The organism is Duganella sp. AC917 (assembly GCF_979258245.1).
Genome location: NZ_OZ409848.1, coordinates 339,174 through 355,874, shown reverse-complemented (window position 1 = coordinate 355,874; position 16,701 = coordinate 339,174). Strand labels below are relative to the sequence as shown.

The window sequence follows — 16,701 nt, the reverse complement described above, 5'->3', positions numbered from 1 at the left end:
ATTCAGTCCGCCAGCGCGGCGACGATGCTCTTCTGCGCCTTCTCGACCGGCATGCGCGTGTTCCAATAGGTCGTCAGCACATCCTGCAGCGCCCCGTTCTGGTCCGGCGTCAGGTGCACCTCGATCATGCCCACCTGGCGCGACTTGTCCTTCATGATCGCCATGCCGGCCTGCGCGCACATATCCATCGACGACGTGTCGGCGTTGCTAAGGATGGGCAGCGAGCCTTTCAACTTGTTGAATTCCAGTTGCGCGGCAGGAGCCAGCATCGTCGTCGCCAGCAGCTTTTGCGCCTTGACCGTTTCCGGATTCTTCGTCTTCGGGAAGACGAAGGCGTCGCCCTGGATCAGGTACGGCACATTGGGACCGAGACCGGCGATGCAGCCAAAGTCCTTGTCCGGCGTTTGCCTGGCGGCGGCGAATTCGCCCTTGGCCCAGTCGCCCATGATCTGCACGCCGGCCCTGCCGCTGACCACCATCGCTGTCGCGTCGTTCCAGTTGCGGTTCGGCGAGCCTGGATCAACATAGGTCTGCAACCGCTTGAAGGCCAGCAGCACTTTTTTAAACGCCTCGGAATTGATCGCCTGCGGCGAGCGGTCGCGCAGCACCGACAGGTACAGCGCCTTGCCGCCGACGTTGGCCAGCATGGCCTGGAACAGGATATTCTCCTGCCAGGGCTGGCCGCCGTGCGCCAGGCCGACCACGCCGGCCGCCTTGAGTTTGTCGAGCGCGGCGAACAGTTCGTCCGGCGTGGCCGGCTCCTTGACGATGCCGGCCTTTTTGAACGCGGCCTTCGAGTACCAGATCCAGGTCGACATGTGGATATCGACCGGCGCCGCATAAAAATGGCCGTTGACCTTGATGACGTCCAGGATCGGCGCCGGCATCAGTTGGTCCCATTTATCGCGCAGCGCGATGTCGTCGACGTTGTTGAGCGACCCCTGGTCGATCAGGTCGCGGAATTGTTTGGTGGTGTTGAACTGGGCGGCCGTCGGCGGATTGCCGCCGACGATGCGGTTGATTGCCACGGATTTGGCCTGGTCGGCGCCGGCGACCGCCGTATCGGCCCAAACGCCGCCGGCTGTACGGTAGGCGTCGGCGAATTTGCGCACGGCGGCCGACTCGCTGCTCGAGGTCCACCAGTGCATCACCTCCGCTTTCGGCCCGGCCGCCGCCAGGACGGACGCCATGGGCGCCATCAAACCGGTCGCCATCAAAGCCGCCACTCCGGCAGCCCGCGCCCGCGTCCCTCGTTGCTTGAACATCCAGTCTCCTTGAACGCCGACTTGGCCCGGCGAGCCGAACGTGATTTGGAAACGTTACCAATTCACAAACGCGAATATATCACCCAATTATTTTGAGTGTCAACGATGTTATGTGTCGCGGCGCAGCAGGGACGCATCCCCGGTCAAGGCGAAGGGCAGCGACCTGGCCCACCGGTTGGAGGAAAGCGAAAACGTCAGCGCGCGCACCTGATGGTACCAGCCCGCCGGCACGTACAGCATGTCGCCGGGATTGACCACGCACTCGATCATGCTCGCCTGGCGCGCCAGCGGAAACCGGTCGAAATCCGGCGCCTCGGGGTCGAACGGAGAGCCGAACAGGATGGCGTTGGCCTGGCTCGGGTACAGGAACTCGTCGTGGTGTGGCGGCGACAGGAAAATGCGCTTGGTGCCCCAGATCTGCGCGAAGATATTATCGTCGTAGTCGCAATGGAGCGGCGTTACGGTGCCGGCGGGACCGATCCAGAAACGCGGCGGTCCCATTTTGTCGAAATAGGTCGGCCAGTGACACATACTGTTCAACTCACGCAGCTCCAGGTTGCCCAGATACGGCGGCAGCGCGTGCGTGCCGGCGTCGACCAGGTCCAGGTATTCGCCCATCGACATATCCTGCATCGCGCGGTCGGCGGCGAACGCGGTATTAATATAGTCCCCCACCCGCGCGCGCACCTGCACCGCGCTGTAGCGATCCCGCAGCGTTTGCGGCGGCAACGCGCACAGCGGCCAGCGATTGACGATACCGGTGATCAGAAATGGCAGGCCTAGCGCGGCCCGCGCGCGGAACGCCGCCGCGTCGAGCGCACGGACGCGCGGCACTTCCGAGATCGCCGGCAGATCGCGCCCGGCGCGCCGGATCGCATCACGCATCTCCTGGATGGACGTGACGCCGCGCACCTGGGCATCCCTGTGTTCGCGCGCCTCTCTTTTGGCGGCCGCCTCCTCCGGCGAGGCGGGCCGCGATGCCTCCAACGGCGGTGGCGAGCGCGTCACGCTCTTCGTCGGCGGCGTCACCTCGCCAGCGGCCGCGGGATTTTTATCTTTTGACATATGCCTTGCCTTGAATGCCGATGAACACATAAGCCGCGCAGCATAACGCATGCAGTGCAAACCGCGCTAGTCGGGGCGGATCATCAACCCGGCAAGGCGATGACGTCAGAACCGCCAGGCCAGACCCGCGCGCAAGGTGCGCATCTCACCGGGATGGGTATGGATATCGGCCACCGGCGCCGCCTCGCCGGGCAAACGCGACTCGTAATAGTAATCGATGTCGCTTACCGCGCGATCCAGCAGATTGAGCACCTCCAGCGTGAGCTTAAGGTTGGGCGCCAATTTATACCCCAGCTTCATGTTGACCAGCGTGGAGGATGGCGAACGCACCGAATCATCCTCCACCAGCGCGCGCTGACCGAAGTAGCGCAACCTGACGCCTCCCGACCAGGGACCGGATTCGCCCGACACTCCGACCGACGCCGTGCGGTTGATCGAGCCCGGAATGAAAGTCCCCGCCGGATCGCTGTCGGCGAAGCGCGCGTGCGACCATGCCAGGTTGGCGTCGATGATCCAGTCCTTGGCCGGAGTGTAGAAGTTGGCCAGTTCGATGCCATGGCGGCGGCTTGGGCGTCCCGCCTCTGTGCTGCCCGCGTCGCCAACGAAAATGAGTTCGGAGTCGAGGTCGAGCCGCCATGCGGCGACCGTCGTTTGCAGGCCTGGCACCAGCCCGACCAGACGCAGGCCGACCTCCTTGCCGGTTGCCTTGACCAGCGGCGTCGCGCGTTCGATAGATGCGCCGTCGGCGTCAACCGCCAGGCCGGTTTTAGGATCGACGGTGCCGGTGACGCCACGCGCGTCGTTGCTGTGAAAACCACGTCCCCAGTTCAGATAGACCTCGGCGTTTTTGCCGGGCGTGAAAACGGCGCTGAACTTGGGACTGGTGATGGAGGCGTCGACCTTGCCCGAGTTGGCGGCCGTGTCGCTGTCCACATCGAACGTATAGCGGTCCGACCGCACGCCGGCCACGGTGCGCAGCCACGGCGCCCAGGTGGTGCTGTTGGACAGATACAGCGCTGCGGCGCGCTCCTTGACATCGTCCTCGCGCACAGTCGACAGGCGTTGCCGCCCTTCGCTCAAATACAGCCCGACCGGCGACAAATGATCCTGGCGCAGCTGCAAGCCCACCGCCGTCTCCGAGGCAAAGGGGCCGAGTTTGTGCTGCCACGCGCGCTCGCCGCTCAGGCCCAGAATCTGGCGGCTCTCGGCCTGGTGGAACTGGTCGCCGTGTTCGGGATCGTCAAGCACGTAAGTGAAATTGCTGAACAGGTCCAGGCGCGATTTGATCAGGTAAGCATTGACCTTGCTGTAGCCGTCGGCGTATTGACGCGTCCATTCGGCGGAGGCGCTGTAACGCGAGGTCTCGCCGCCGTCGCTGGGATCAAGCGCGCCATAGCGGCCGATCAAGCCGCTGTCGAGCGCGCGGCGCGGCACCTGGTCGGTCGAATTCCACGACGAGTGCATGCCCATGGCGGTCAGCCTGACGTCGTCGTCGCCGCTGCGTAAGCTGTATGACAGCACACCGTTGACGCGCTTGTAGTCCTCCGGCGTATCCCACGGACCGTCCTGGCCCGCGCGCTCGATCGCATACAGCAGCGTGCCGTCGGCCAGCGGCGTGGAATTCGCCACCAGCACGCGGCTGAAGCGGTTTTGTCCCGCCTCCACGCTCAGCAAACCCTGCTCCATCCGACGGACGTAGTCGAAGGCCGCCGCGCCGGCCGCCGAAAAGTCGCCCTCCTCCGCGTAATACGTGCCCTTCTTGTACTGGATGGTACTCACCAGTTCCGGTATCAGGAAATTCAGGTCGGAGTAGCCCTGGCCGTGCGCATTGGTCGGCAGGTTCACCGGCATGCCCATCACGGAGGTGCGGAAGTCGGTGCCGTGATCGAGATTGAAGCCGCGCGCGAAATACTGGTTGGCTTTACCGTCGCCGGCGTGCTGGGTCACGATCAGGCCCGGCACCGCCTCGAGCAGCTCGCCCGTGCGCAGCAGCGGACGATTCTCCAACTGCTTGGCCGTCACCGTGCCCTGGTTGGCGGAATCCGCGACGCCGAGCGGTATCAGGCTGGCGGACACGCGCACCTGCTGCGGCGTGGCCTGACTGCCATCCGCGCCGTCGTTAGCGGTACTATTTTCGGTGGTATGGGCGAGTGCCGGTACGGCCAACAGCAGCATGGACGGAAGAAGACGCAGCCTCCATGGAGGCCGGGGGATTTTGTTCATGAAGACTTTCGGTCACGATCGCTGGCGATCTTTTTTGTCAGGCGCACATCCCCGTGCACCATTAAAAAAAGAAGCAGCAGCCGTCAACGACAGTCAGGCGAAATGGCGCGCCGGCGCACTGCGCCGATCCCGCATCTCCGCAAAACACGACACCTCCCGGCCGCTTGCTTCCATCCGCCTTGGCCGGTATCCGGGCTAACAGGTCGAATCGCCCCGCCTTCCCATGCTGAACGCACAGTGGACTAAAGAGACGACCGGCCGCGCATCCAATGGAAGCGCGGCGCCTGTTTTACCGTTGCGGGGACAGCACACGTTTGCCGCTGGCGTGCCAGCGCGTGTTTCCCGTTTAACTGCGGCCAGTAGGCTGGCCGCAAGCACCAAAACCGCGCCATGATACGACGGACTGGCAATGATGGCAACTTGGGACGGCGTATGCAGGAGGCGATCCCGCCCGCGCGAGGGTCACACCGGATTAGTCACTGGCCAGCTTTTCGCGAACCGCCTTGGCGCTCGGCCCGACCTCTTTCACCAGCTGCGCGAGGCGATCTTTGGTCACCCCCAGCTCCTTGGTCCAATACGTCACTTCATGCTGCTCGTTGACATTGATCCGCGCGCGGTCCTGCTGTCCTGCATTTTTCAGATCGTCGCTCATGACTTCCTCCCGAGTAATTAAGTGTGTGGAACAATGACATAGGGAGGCAATCCCGACTGTTATATACCGCACGTCCGGACCCAGCAACGCATCGGCAAAACCATGTCCACTCTTTCATTTAATGCAACAAAATGTTAGCATCCGGAACTATTTATTTGCGGCAGTTTTATATGTTAGATTTTTCACGCGTTCTCGCGGTTGCCGCATTGGCGCTGTGCACCCTTCCCGCCCACGGCGCCGATATCGACGGACTGCTGCGCGCCCGCTGGGTACAGGCGGAAACGCAGCACTTCCGCCTGGTCACCGACGTGGATGCCGACACCGCGCGCCTGATGGTCAACGACCTCGAGCACATGCGCCACTTCAGCTTGCGGGCATTGGGCATCGAGGCGCTCGACACCGTAGGCCCGCTGACGGTACTGGCCATTGGCAACGGCAATCTGTTCGATAAGCTCGGCCTGCCGGAAACCTATGGTGGCGTGTTTTCTTATACGCTGCGCGGTTTCGCGGCCATCGCCAACGTCAAGGGTTACGTCGGCGACAGCGATACTCCGACCTTCGCGCGCAACGTCCTGCTGCACGAATACCATCACTTCCTGATCCGCATGACGGAGCGGACAGTGGCCTATCCAATGTGGTGCGACGAGGGTCTGGCGGAGTATTTTTCGACACTCCGGTACAACAACAAAACGGTCAGCGTTGGCGATATCGACGAGCAGTCCGGCCGTATCGAAGGTTTGTTCAGCCCCAGCGGCGGCATCAGCATCGACAGCGCGACACTGTTCAACACGACCAAGCTCGATTACCTCAAGACCACCAGGACCAACAAGATGGAGCTCAACGCGTTTTATGCGCGGGCCGGCTTCGTGATCCACTATTTCAATTCTTCGCCGGAACTGCGGGCCCAGTTGGCGCACTATCTGCGCCTGTACAACCTGGGCATCGGCCAGGACCGCGCCGCCCAGCTTGCTTTCAAGCGCAGCTATGACGAACTGGACAAAGAGATCGCCAGGTATTTGCTCAAACGCTTGAGTGTGCGGGTGTTCACGGCCACCGATGGACCGTTCAAGTTCCCGCCCGTGGAAATCCGGGTCCAGACGCTGGACCAGCCGCGCGTCACGGCCGCGCTTGCCGCCGTGCTCACCCGCGTGACGCTGCCGGGCGATGCCATCGAGGCGGTGGTGGCGCGGAATCTGCAGGACAATCCCGACAGCGCCCAAGCCCATATCGACCGGCTGCGCTTCTCGCCCAAGGGATACAACGTGGCGACGGTGCGCGCGCTCAGCGAGCGCTTCCCGGGCAACGCCCAGCTGCTGGAGATGCTGGGCGACGCCATACTCAACCACGCCGAAGCGTTGCGCGCGACCGGCCTGCCGGGATGGCAGGCGCAGATGGTCATGGCGCGCGATCAATTCCGCTTGGCTGCCAAAGCCGATCCAAGCTATGCGGCGAGTTACCGTGGCCTTGGCAGGGTGTACCTGAGCCTCCCGGACGGCGAAGCGCTCGACGACGGCATCACCGGCTTCGACACCGCGTCGGTTTTCCAGCGCTCGCCCGCGATGTTCCGTGGCCTGGCCACGCTGGCCTTGCGCGCCAGGGACACGGACCAGGCGCTGGTGGCGCTGCGCCACGCGGTCACCTTCAGCAACCCGGACAGCTACAGCGAGGACGCGCTCATGCTCGACAATCTTGAGCTGCTCAACGACGTGCGCAACGCCGGGCCGGCGCCCACTGCGGACGGGCTGGCGTACAAAAGCGGCACGCACTATGTCGGCCCGGTGAACGGCCTGAAGCCGGAAGGCGTGGGGAGGATGGAGCGCATCACCGGCAGCTATTTCGAAGGCACATTCCGCGACGGCCTGCCGCTCGAAGGCAAGCTGGTGAGCGCGCGCGGCGGCGAATACGAAGGTCGGTTCAGCGCAGGCATCGCAAGCGGAGAAGGCGCGCTGCGCTACCCGAAAGGAGCGCCCGCAACCAGCTATGCGGGCGGCGTCGCGCTGGGCAAACCCGCCGGACGCGGTGTTCTGACTGGCCCGGACGGCCGCTACGAGGGCGACTTTTTGAACGGGTTACCGCATGGCGAAGGCAGCTTCACGCCGGCGGCCAAGCCTGCGGCCATACGCGGCAAATGGCTGTACGGCCGCTATGTGTGGCAGGCCGCCGACGGCGAGGTATTCGTCGGCGCTATCGACGCCAATGGTCAACCAAGTGGCGCCGGCTACTGCTATGGCACCGCCGCGAACAGCGGCGTGCGCCATTGCCGGCGTGGGAACGAGCAGGTCAAGGCGGCGACTTCGGACGATTGATAGATTGGGGCGTGATAAACAAGTGGTTGAAACGTACCGATGGTGCCCACTGACAGACCTGTGGCTGTAAATATTTTTACAAACAGTATCGAATTGACAATATACTCAGATACCCACTTGTCGATAACCGCTGGAGGAATCCCAAATGAAAAAACTGATGGCTATGCTGATGCTAATCGCCTTGCACCTTGGAAGCGCCCGAGCTTGGCTAAGCTAATACCGAGCCGGCGCGACAGGACGCCCATCGGCTCTTGCCAAACCTGTCGATGCAGTTTTTCTCGCGCTAGTACCGCCACAAGCCCTCCTGTATAGGCTCAGTCGCCGAAAACACTCTTGGTCCGACAACGAGCGCCACCGTGACATTCATCTTGCTATTCTATCGCCAGGAGGAGCTATATGAGCGAACTGAACAGGCAAGAAATTTGCGCGGCATTGGGCGTGAGCGAGTCGACCATCCGGCGCTTGGAGCAACAAGGGCTCCCGTACACGCCTGTTGGCAAGCGATCGCATCGCTACGATCTGGCCGAGTGCAAGGCCTGGCTGAAGGCTAATCTACCGGGAGAACCGCCGCCGAGGGCGGCAACATGGCGGCCTTCAGCGGAGTTTATCAAGGCCGCAACGCGGCAGCGGAGGCGCGTTGAGCCAAGCTGAAATATCGGAGATGCTCGACACCATCGCGAACCTGCGGTGGCGCATCGAACAGCTGGAGGCGGCGCCTCGCACATTTCTCTCGCCTGAGGAAATAGCGGTGCTGTCGGGTAGGAAGAGTAAAACGCGGCAGATTGAGGCTCTGCGGCAAATGGGCATGCCATTCTTCATAAATGGAATCGGCCACGCAGTCGTCGCGCGGGCCGTCGTCGAAGGCGGCAAGGCCGTCGCTGAGCCGCCGAAGAGCGAGTGGGTTCCACCTGGGCTGCGGCCAAAGTAGGGGCGCGGCCGGCAAGTTGCGACAACGGACTAGCACCTGGCGCGCAAGGCAATGCCCGACGTCGGGCTGTTCGAGTGGTTCCCGGTCACCCGTGCGCTGAACACGGGCGCCGACGGTCCGGAGGTTGGGCAGCCCAGGGACATCACAGAAGCGACACTGCTCGTGTAATCGCCACTCGATCGTTTAAAAGACAGTATCAAAAATACACGCCATGCTATAGTTGTAATTATTTCAATAACCATGGGTGTGCAATGAAACAACTTATCAACCGTATCGCGCTGGCGGCAGCAATGGTTTGCGCGAGTAACGCGGCGTTGGCCGACACTTTCACCTACCAATTTACGTGGACTGGCCATTCGCCCTACGCCCCAATCGGCAGCTCGCCATATGGGGACAGCGACGCGACTGCGTTCGCGACGGTGGTCGTGCAGCAGGACGTGCTCGGCACCCCGACGTGGGATCAAATAGTAGACGTGTCGATGACAGTACAAAATGCCTCGACCGGGAATGGCGTGTTTCGGAAAGAAGACTTCGTCGAGATCGACTTGCCATACCGATACGTACCTGATCTCGTCGTGGGTCAACCATTCGAACTGTCGAGCTACGAACTTCGGGGAATGTTTTTCTTTACGAATGGTGGCGACGCGCCGCGCAATTTCGCGGAAGACGCAATGTGGGCCGGTGGCGTCCAAGGTGCTTCGGCACTTTACCGGGGCTCGATGTTCGTCACCCGCACCAGCGCCACAGCAGTTCCGGAGCCTGAGACCTACGCCCTGCTCCTCGCGGGCCTGAGCATGCTCGGCGTCGCCGCTCGCAAGCGCCGCGCCGTCAACGGCAACCAGCAATAACAGCCTCCAGCTGCTCCTCGTACTTGCGGCCGACGGGCCAGTCCCGCGCGAGTGCGAGCACGCGGCCTCCTGGGGTGTCTTCCATCCGCACGCTGCCGAACTCATAGATCGGGCGCGCCGGCACGTCGGCGGAATTCACGCAGCTGAAGTAGGTCGGCACATTGACGATCTGCGTCGCCGGCGGCGCCGTGCCGCAGCCCGCCAGCAGCGCGAGTACCAAGATGATGTGCTTCATTTCAGATCCTTCAGCAACTGGTTGACGAAAGGCATCGCCTCGTCGCAGGTGGTGGCACGCGCGCCAGCGGCGGCAGCGAGCGCTGCGTCGTCGCGGCGGCCATTCACTGCGGCGATTTGCCGGGCGGCCTTCCCTCGCGCTTCGGCGGCCAGCTTCTCCTTGCCAAGATCGACGATGCGCGTGTTCTGCAGATCGACCCCAGCACGCAGCGCGGCGGTGGTCAGCTGTTCGGCCCTCAGGTCGGCCAGCGCCTGGTCGCGCGCGGAGCACGCCATCCACCAAGCCGTGCCGCCGGCAGCGCCGCCGACCACCAGCAGGCCGGCCAGCGCAATGGCGGCCACCTTCCAGATCCCGCCGACGACGGCGCCGCCGGCTAGGCTGAAGGCGCTCTGCCGCGTCTCGCGCTTGTGGTAGCCGAGCAGGCATTGCACCCGGCGCCAGATGGGCATCTCCTCGGGGAACCATGGCATGCTCTTGTTTTCGTACGTGATATCGTCGCCGTCCATGGTCAGTCCTTCAGACTCTTGACGTCGGCGACCAGGTCCTTCGCCACCTCGGCGAGGGGCTTGACGGCGGCGCCGGCGAGGTCAGCGACGATCTCAACGGGCGCAACGGCGACCTTCACCACGTCGGCAGCCAGGTCGACCACGGATTTGAACAGACCGAACATACGCACCTCAAATAAAAAAGCCGCCCAGCAAGCGCGAGGCGGCGAACGTCCGCTTGGTAGCGGGACGGGAGACACGGGCGGAAGACTGCCTTGCGGCCGGCGTCATAGACCCCTGCGCTGTGCGCTGTCCTCCAAACTGGTGCCGATAGCATGGGATCGAACCCGCGACCTATCCCTTACAGCGGGAGTGCTCTACCTCTGAGCTATACCGGCGAAACTGACCCTTGAGCACCAGTGTCGAACTGGCATTAGCCGCTATCATCCAACTCGCCCTCAGACCGGTGCGGCACCGCGCGTTCCGTCATTCGTGGGTAGATCTCGACTAGCTCATGGGATTGAAACTGGCGGAAGCACCAGGATTCGAACCTGGGCGCCCTTGCGAGCGTGCGGCTTAGCAAGCCGTTGCTTTCGGCCTCTCAGCCATGCTTCCGGTGAAACTGGTGCGGCGCCCGGGATCGCCCAGGCCTGAACCGCGATGCTACTTTGCCGCCCTGACGCTCTCGCCCGTTGTCGTAACGTCGGGGCTACCGCAGGTGCAGCGAATTTGGTGCCGGGATACAGCGTGTCGGCGATCGGTTCGGCTTCCGCCAGCACGCCCGCAGGCGCCCGATTGATTTCTTAGCCCTTGCCGCTAGTTGCACAGCCTCGGGAGACAGAGTCCATGCCTCAGCTTGGTCTCAGATGCAGGGCTTTCCACTGCTATGCCCATCTCTGGGCGCATCGCTGTTTCCAGCAATTCGGTTGAGCTACTTCATGGCGCACCTCCGTTGCTGGCGGAGCGGTGCGTTCACGCGGCCTGCCAGTTCCACTATAAGCAAAAATGTTTATATTTATCTTGTAGATATAAGCATTTTTGTTTATGCTCATCACATCGAAACAACGAAAGGAGGTGCGGTGAAACAGAGTGAGTTTGTAAGGTGGCTCAGTCAGAACGGAGCGCCATTCAAGGAAGGCACGAACCACTTGAAGGTTTATCTGAACGGCGAACAGTCCATCCTTCCGAGACACCCTAGCAAGGAACTGAAAACGGGAATTGTCGAAGGCGTTAAGAAGGCCCTTAAACTTAAATAGGATCGCCCCGCAAGGGGCTTTCCGTCTCACCGCACCTCAAGGAAACTATGAAATATCCAGCTACCTTTACACCCGAAACCGGCGGCTTCGTCGTCACCTTCCGCGATATCCCGGAGGCGCTCACGCAAGGCGATACCGAGCAGCAAGCGCTCGACATGGCGCGCGATGCGCTGATCACGGCGATGGATTTCTACTTCGAGGATCGTCGGCCAGTGCCGGCGCCGTCGAAGCCGAAGCCTGGCGAGCGCATGATCACCTTGCCGACCGGCCTGTGCGCGAAAGTCCTGCTGCTCAATGAGATGCTCGCGCAGAAGGTCATCCCCGCCGAGTTGGCGCGCCGCATGGGCGTGAAGCCCCAGGAGGTGACGCGCATTCTCGACCTGAGCCACTCGACCAAGATCGACACCGTCGCGGCGGCCCTGTCGGCGCTGGGCCGCGAACTGTTGCTGTCGGTGGCCTAACCGTTACTCGTCGTCGCGGTCCGGCAGTCGATTCTGCGGCAGCATGAACCAGCCAAGCTGGCGCCGGATCTCGTCCGACGTCGGCGGCGGGTCAGCCGACCGCGTGCGTGAGTCATGTAGTCGCGGATGAGCTGCTTGTTCGGATTCGTCGTCTGCGTCATGGGCTGCCTCGCATTCGGGACGCGCAAACAGAAAAGCCCGCGACCTTCCGGGGCGGGCTTCGGTAAAAGCTCCCATGACTATCCGCATGGTGAGCAAGACATATACGCGAGCGAAAGCATCAAGGCCGGTCGACTCGCGAGTCCCTGCTAACGGTGCCGCGCGAACGCGACGCTAACGAATGCAGAGAGAATGTGATGAGATACTATACCAACTGCGAACAGTTTACAACGCCTTTCGTCCGCCCCCGCGAAATTTAACAACAACTACCGATTGGCAAATTCCATGAGTTTCTTCCGCGTGCCCTCCAATACCATGTCGCCAAGACTATATGCTTGGGATGGCCCCTGCATGTTGTGCCTTAGGGACGTAAAGATGTCGGAGGAGCACATAATTCCAATAGCACTAAGCGGTGAACTGATCGTGTTCGGGACATGCGCACCTTGCAATAACGACGCTAATAAGCGATACGAAAACCTGGCGTTGCAAAACAACCTGCTGGTGCCTCGTCTGTTGCTAAAGTTGGACAGGCGTAGATCGAAAAAGAAGGGGGAAAAGGAATTTCCGCTTGCAGGGAGGCCAGCCAAACAACCAAACGACGAAGTCTTCAACCTGCGCCTAGGTCATGCTTCCTACCCGAAAGCCATGGAGTGGATCATATGGCCGCCACCTGGGTTCGTTAGTGGCAGGCTTGATAAAAATGAAAGCGCTGAGTTTCGGGTTCAGTTAATCCGGTTGCCGATGGAGGGCGACGATGAACCATATGTTACGCGCCATGCACACATGCACACCCAGTTCGGCTTATCAGTCGCGAAGATGGCCTACTGCTTCGCAGCGGCTGAGTTAGGACTCGGCGCATTTGATGGTGACGCGATCCGCGATCTGCTCGCGGAAAGAAGAAATGACTTATTCAGTTTCATAGGCTCACCAGTCAAATGGACTGCCCCGACATCACTCGCAGAGCTGCACAGGATGTCCTATAAAAACGTGCGCGGCCTGCTTGTCGTTACAGTTAATCTGTTTGCCTCCTACGGCGCATATCCTTACGACGTCGTGGTCGGAAAGGATTTGCGGGGCAAAAGGAATTAGTTTTTTATGTCACGGAGGAGTGCCGCCGCGCGCGCATTGTGCGCCTGAAGCAAGCCTTCGAGTTCGCTGACCATGTCGAGGATCTTGTTGCGCTCGTACTCGTTGCCGGGGATGTCCGCCTGCTTCGTGCCGCGACACGGAGCGCACACGCGGCGACCTTCGCCAACACCGGTTCCGTTACATGCCGGGCACTTGCCGTCCAGCCGATGCGCCAGCGAGCGCTCGGCAACGCGACGGTAAAATGCAGGCTCGGTTTCGATGTCCCAAGTGGTTTTGATCTTGATCCAACCGCGCGCCTTCCCTTTTTCGGCAACCATCGCCAGCCAGATGCGCAGCAGCTTCGCCAAGTTTGCTGTGCCCGATTCGAGCAGCATGTGTTGGGTGCCATCTCCGTGTACTTCACGCGCGAGAGGAGCGCCCCTAGGCCTGATCCGACCATGTCCGCAACCGCCGCAGCGAACAACGGCTCGGCCGCGTGGTGCTCCTCGTCATCCTGCAAAGTGGAGGCGTTCAGACTGCAAACATATCGATCGGCAAAGCCCATGGTTTTCGCTCCGGAAATGACTTGCGCGAAGTTAACATTTCCGCGAGGCGTTTACAATTGGGCGTCTCATAACTTCCGCCCATTATCGCCATTTTTTGTTCACTTTGGGCGCGAGAGCCCTCTTGACTTTTGGCTTTTGCTTTTCTCCCTCCATTTGAACGCTCTCGGCCGGGTCGCGGTAGGCTGTCGCCGGCAGCGTGCGGCTCGGCTCCGGATCACGAAGCGCCGGCACAAGCAAAACGGCCAAGAGCACCGCCTTCTCGTCCCCGCTCCTTCGGTATTTGTCATCAAGCGATTCCTGCTGTGTCACGGGGTATAGCGCTTGACCGCCCGCGTAGAGATCTAGACGCATCAATCATAGTTGCATGGTTTGATTCAATAGCAAAAAGCTATTAAATGTGGTGCAAAAGTGAGCAATAATATGTTTACAACCAGAAGAGAAACATTATGTCCCTAGTCATCCAAGAGACCTATCGTGGCTGGGATATTACGGTCCGGTGTAGCCACATCTCGAGCAAAGTAAATCATCCGTCTCGATACGCCGCAGTCGCGTTAGCAGAACTTCAACCCACAGAAAACCCGGCCGAATGGGTCGATCCCCGCATACAGGTGCTCAGTACAGGCGGACGTAGCTTTTCGACCGGTGACTTATGCATAGAGACCTTATTAGTGGAGGCGAGGCAGCTTATCGATGCACTTAGAAAATAGAATTTGTAGAATTTGCGGCGCGGTAGCAAGACCAGCACACCCAAGCAGGCTGCGCCACCCGCAATACCTGCAGCAGAACATCATGGACTAAGCCCGGTATATGCCTGGCGAGTCATGTAGAAGCTCGCTAACGTTGCGTGTCGTCTCGAAGAAGAAGCTAGCGCCGAACACAGTGGAGAATGACCTGACCAGCATCCACTGGATGCCGTTTGCCCAGCCAGGCGCGCGAATGTGCTGAGATCAGCCAGTCGAGGACGGCAGTGCAGATAGGCAAGCGAATTGGAAACGAGCTATTGGTCAAGACTTTCATCTCGTGGCCACCTCAACTACAACAGCTGGCCGCAGTGGAGCTGCAGCAGCGAACGAGATGCTAAAACGGTTGGAGGATGTCGAATCGATGAAACAAACTCCCAAGTGCTCGGCGAGTCCACCCAGCAATTACACAGCGCATGCCTAAATTGCCTCAGTCAGACAACACTTTACTTTGTCTGTGTTGCATCGCATTATTGCATTGGCAACCTTTTTCAAATGCGATCTGTAGCCCGCTCAAATCCCTGGAGACACCGATGACACTGACCGAGTTATTCGAATTCATCAGAGCACATCCCTTGATTCCAATCATTGGTGGGTTGGCGGCGGCAGCAACAGCAGGCTGGCAAGTAAATGTGGCAGTGAACGCCCCAGCAATGACGGAATACGTGGATATCAAGAAAGCGTACAGCGATTGTAGATTGGCGCCGCAGTGCGCAAGCAGAGATAGCACAAAAATATCTCCAGCAACTTTATCACCGGGGAACGAAATAGTATTTATTACCAAGATTTTAGCCAGTGAAGTTATGATGCAGAGACCTAAGCAGGCCATAGATCCGGCATGGGACTTACACTGTACGCACTCGGCAGAGCGTGAACTGAAAGGGCTAGGATTTGTCCTTCACGACCTTGAAAATGAGAACGCAGTGCGAGGTGAATTCAACCATGTTCACTTGGGCGTCCTATGTAAATCGGTCTTCAACGTTGCTGTAATTTATGGGTCTGCGGCAAAAAAAGAGCAAGAACAGCTAAGAGTCTATTCTCACGCACTCCAATCTAGACTAGGAAATCGAATCGGCGGCCTTTTATCGGAAAAATAGCCTTCGCTGTTGGAGACAAAATCGCCAGTGTTGATCCGCGACCTAGCGCCCGAGCCCCAGCCGTGTCTTGTAGGCGATGAAGCAATTGAGCGCTCGTCCGGACCACAGTTAACGATATGTAAGCGTACGTATTTCGCGGGGCGGCGAAGGCGGGGCGACCGCTCCAGCGACGCTGATCTCGCTGATGAAATCGTGAGGACCTGATCTGGTGTGACGGATCATTGCGCTCCTCGCTCGCTTAGAAAAATCCCGGAAGCGTATATGGTGACCGCGCAGTTGATCTGCACATGGACGCGAAACGAGGCCACGAAAAACAACCTTTAACCCAAATAGGTGATGTTTTTTTTATATTTCCACCATAGCATCGATGTTGGAAGGTCGTCCGGCGACACCTTTTGGGCAAGACTGATTTCGCTGAATGTGAAATGGTCAGGCCAGTATAAATTTTCGTTTAATTTTCGAAATCCAATAGCTCAATACGAAATAATCTCAGGGTCTATCATGAAAAAAATTGTTCCGCTTTTCTCCGTATTAATTTGTTTCAGTATTCTCGCAACCGCGCAGGAGAGCCCATTTACAGGAAAAATATCAGACATCAAACGCGATACAAATCTCTCGGTCTGGCAATCTAAACCAGTAGCGACCGACAACAGAGGGAATGAACAACGACTTTTATTAGGCACAACAAACGACACTTTTTTTTGCGCGCTATCGTCCAATAATTTTTATCGTCATGGCGACCCCAATAGGGGTGGGCTCATGTGTACCGTAATCGCCGAGGGAGCAAACTGGTACCTTATAGCTGGCGGCCCGACACATGATAAGGGAACCAAGCAGGGCGCGGCGAGCGCAACTTGCAGCGCGATTTGTCTAAAGTAAATCTTACGGAATGAGTCCGGTCCGATACATTAGTCCCCCTCTAACGCTTCGCACAGCGTCGATGCGAGCAGGGCCCGGGCGGTAACGGTGTGTGCGTCGCCACTTCAAGCCCATTGAAGATGTCCGACAACTTCTCACGACCTTATCCGCCCGGCACCGAGGCTGTAGGGCAGATGGGCGTGCTCACATACAGCACCGCCCCCACCCAAAACTTCTAAGGAAGGGATGGGCATTTGTGCTTCAATGTCGTCCGGCATCTTTAAAACGCCACCCGTTTTTGGCACCCAGACACCCTTCGGGTTATCGAGCACCAGGCTCTGCAGCTTATGAGACTTGCGGTTGTAGACCACGTTCCCGATATATTGTTCGCTCGTCAGGATGTGGGCGATGACCGGCGCCGTCCAGGGGCGTCTTGATTCGGAACGCACACCCGCCGCGTTCAATTCCCGGGCAATGGCTGTATCGCCA

General features: G+C 59.8%; 18 protein-coding genes, 2 tRNA genes and 1 riboswitch. Of the genes, 8 read left to right on the top strand and 12 right to left on the bottom strand.

Annotated elements, in window-relative coordinates; all coding sequences use genetic code 11:
- Window positions 1-2 precede the first annotated feature (2 nt).
- The 3 genes from ACZ0BA_RS01605 to ACZ0BA_RS01595 all read right to left on the bottom strand — a co-directional run bounded on the left by ACZ0BA_RS01605 (window position 3) and on the right by ACZ0BA_RS01595 (window position 4,553).
- Window positions 3-1,265 (bottom strand): ABC transporter substrate-binding protein, encoded by a 1,263-nt coding sequence (locus ACZ0BA_RS01605; protein WP_463449620.1) that lies wholly within the window; start codon window positions 1,263-1,265, stop codon window positions 3-5.
- A gap of 108 nt (window positions 1,266-1,373) precedes the next feature.
- Window positions 1,374-2,330, bottom strand: a complete 957-nt coding sequence (locus tag ACZ0BA_RS01600; protein ID WP_463449619.1) for a cupin-like domain-containing protein — start codon at window positions 2,328-2,330, stop codon at window positions 1,374-1,376.
- Between the two features lie 105 nt (window positions 2,331-2,435).
- Entirely contained in the window at window positions 2,436-4,553 is a 2,118-nt protein-coding gene (locus ACZ0BA_RS01595; RefSeq protein ID WP_463449618.1) for a TonB-dependent receptor, read from the bottom strand.
- Here ACZ0BA_RS01595 and ACZ0BA_RS01590 point away from each other — a divergent pair.
- Window positions 4,552-4,752 carry a hypothetical protein gene (locus ACZ0BA_RS01590; protein WP_463449617.1) on the top strand — a complete coding sequence of 67 codons (201 nt, stop codon included), beginning with the start codon at window positions 4,552-4,554 and terminating at the stop codon, window positions 4,750-4,752. The two genes, ACZ0BA_RS01595 and ACZ0BA_RS01590, sit on opposite strands and share 2 nt — an antisense overlap.
- Window positions 4,718-4,950, bottom strand: a riboswitch (cobalamin riboswitch). It overlaps the preceding gene by 35 nt.
- 75 nt (window positions 4,951-5,025) lie before the next feature.
- Here the strand turns inward: ACZ0BA_RS01590 and ACZ0BA_RS01585 are convergent.
- Window positions 5,026-5,205 carry a DUF3606 domain-containing protein gene (locus ACZ0BA_RS01585; RefSeq protein WP_463449616.1) on the bottom strand — a complete coding sequence of 60 codons (180 nt, stop codon included), beginning with the start codon at window positions 5,203-5,205 and terminating at the stop codon, window positions 5,026-5,028.
- 170 nt (window positions 5,206-5,375) lie between these two features.
- On the opposite strand from ACZ0BA_RS01585, the gene ACZ0BA_RS01580 reads away from it, so the two are divergent.
- The 3 genes from ACZ0BA_RS01580 (at window position 5,376) to ACZ0BA_RS01570 (ending at window position 9,287) form a co-directional block, all read left to right on the top strand.
- Window positions 5,376-7,511 (top strand): hypothetical protein, encoded by a 2,136-nt coding sequence (locus ACZ0BA_RS01580; RefSeq protein ID WP_463449615.1) that lies wholly within the window; start codon window positions 5,376-5,378, stop codon window positions 7,509-7,511.
- A gap of 637 nt (window positions 7,512-8,148) precedes the next feature.
- Window positions 8,149-8,439, top strand: coding sequence for a DUF4224 domain-containing protein (locus ACZ0BA_RS01575; RefSeq protein ID WP_463449614.1), 291 nt, complete (start codon window positions 8,149-8,151; stop codon window positions 8,437-8,439).
- Between the two features lie 251 nt (window positions 8,440-8,690).
- On the top strand, window positions 8,691-9,287 hold the full coding sequence (locus tag ACZ0BA_RS01570) for a PEP-CTERM sorting domain-containing protein (RefSeq protein ID WP_463449613.1): 597 nt from the start codon (window positions 8,691-8,693) through the stop codon (window positions 9,285-9,287).
- On the opposite strand, the gene ACZ0BA_RS01565 is transcribed toward ACZ0BA_RS01570, so the two are convergent.
- The 5 genes from ACZ0BA_RS01565 to ACZ0BA_RS01545 form a co-directional block, all read right to left on the bottom strand.
- On the bottom strand, window positions 9,268-9,522 hold the full coding sequence (locus ACZ0BA_RS01565; RefSeq protein ID WP_463449612.1) for a hypothetical protein: 255 nt from the start codon (window positions 9,520-9,522) through the stop codon (window positions 9,268-9,270). The two genes, ACZ0BA_RS01570 and ACZ0BA_RS01565, sit on opposite strands and share 20 nt — an antisense overlap.
- Window positions 9,519-10,028, bottom strand: a complete 510-nt coding sequence (locus ACZ0BA_RS01560) for a hypothetical protein (protein ID WP_463449611.1) — start codon at window positions 10,026-10,028, stop codon at window positions 9,519-9,521. The genes ACZ0BA_RS01565 and ACZ0BA_RS01560 overlap by 4 nt, the downstream gene beginning before the upstream one ends.
- A 2-nt stretch (window positions 10,029-10,030) precedes the next feature.
- Entirely contained in the window at window positions 10,031-10,192 is a 162-nt protein-coding gene (locus ACZ0BA_RS01555) for a hypothetical protein (RefSeq protein ID WP_463449610.1), read from the bottom strand.
- Between the two features lie 137 nt (window positions 10,193-10,329).
- Window positions 10,330-10,405 (bottom strand) — tRNA-Thr (locus ACZ0BA_RS01550).
- A gap of 129 nt (window positions 10,406-10,534) precedes the next feature.
- Window positions 10,535-10,622 (bottom strand) — tRNA-Ser (locus ACZ0BA_RS01545).
- 688 nt (window positions 10,623-11,310) lie between these two features.
- Between ACZ0BA_RS01545 and ACZ0BA_RS01540 the strand changes: the two genes are divergently transcribed.
- Window positions 11,311-11,724: a type II toxin-antitoxin system HicB family antitoxin gene (locus ACZ0BA_RS01540; protein ID WP_463449609.1), complete on the top strand. Its 414-nt coding sequence runs from the start codon at window positions 11,311-11,313 to the stop codon at window positions 11,722-11,724.
- A 642-nt stretch (window positions 11,725-12,366) separates the two neighbouring features.
- Window positions 12,367-12,972: a hypothetical protein gene (locus ACZ0BA_RS01535; protein ID WP_463449608.1), complete on the top strand. Its 606-nt coding sequence runs from the start codon at window positions 12,367-12,369 to the stop codon at window positions 12,970-12,972.
- Here the strand turns inward: ACZ0BA_RS01535 and ACZ0BA_RS01530 are convergent.
- Window positions 12,969-13,346 (bottom strand): hypothetical protein, encoded by a 378-nt coding sequence (locus ACZ0BA_RS01530; RefSeq protein ID WP_463449607.1) that lies wholly within the window; start codon window positions 13,344-13,346, stop codon window positions 12,969-12,971. The two genes, ACZ0BA_RS01535 and ACZ0BA_RS01530, sit on opposite strands and share 4 nt — an antisense overlap.
- Before the next feature lie 252 nt (window positions 13,347-13,598).
- Complete coding sequence (locus ACZ0BA_RS01525; RefSeq protein WP_463449606.1) at window positions 13,599-13,826, bottom strand: hypothetical protein; 228 nt, start codon at window positions 13,824-13,826, stop codon at window positions 13,599-13,601.
- Window positions 13,827-14,790: 964 nt separating this feature from the next.
- On the opposite strand from ACZ0BA_RS01525, the gene ACZ0BA_RS01520 reads away from it, so the two are divergent.
- Together ACZ0BA_RS01520 and ACZ0BA_RS01515 are read left to right on the top strand one after the other, a co-directional pair.
- Entirely contained in the window at window positions 14,791-15,354 is a 564-nt protein-coding gene (locus ACZ0BA_RS01520; RefSeq protein ID WP_463449605.1) for a hypothetical protein, read from the top strand.
- Between the two features lie 501 nt (window positions 15,355-15,855).
- On the top strand, window positions 15,856-16,233 hold the full coding sequence (locus ACZ0BA_RS01515; RefSeq protein ID WP_463449604.1) for a hypothetical protein: 378 nt from the start codon (window positions 15,856-15,858) through the stop codon (window positions 16,231-16,233).
- A 134-nt stretch (window positions 16,234-16,367) separates the two neighbouring features.
- Here ACZ0BA_RS01515 and ACZ0BA_RS01510 read toward each other — a convergent pair whose 3' ends face one another.
- Window positions 16,368-16,676: a recombinase family protein gene (locus tag ACZ0BA_RS01510; protein ID WP_463449603.1), complete on the bottom strand. Its 309-nt coding sequence runs from the start codon at window positions 16,674-16,676 to the stop codon at window positions 16,368-16,370.
- Window positions 16,677-16,701: the final 25 nt, after the last annotated feature.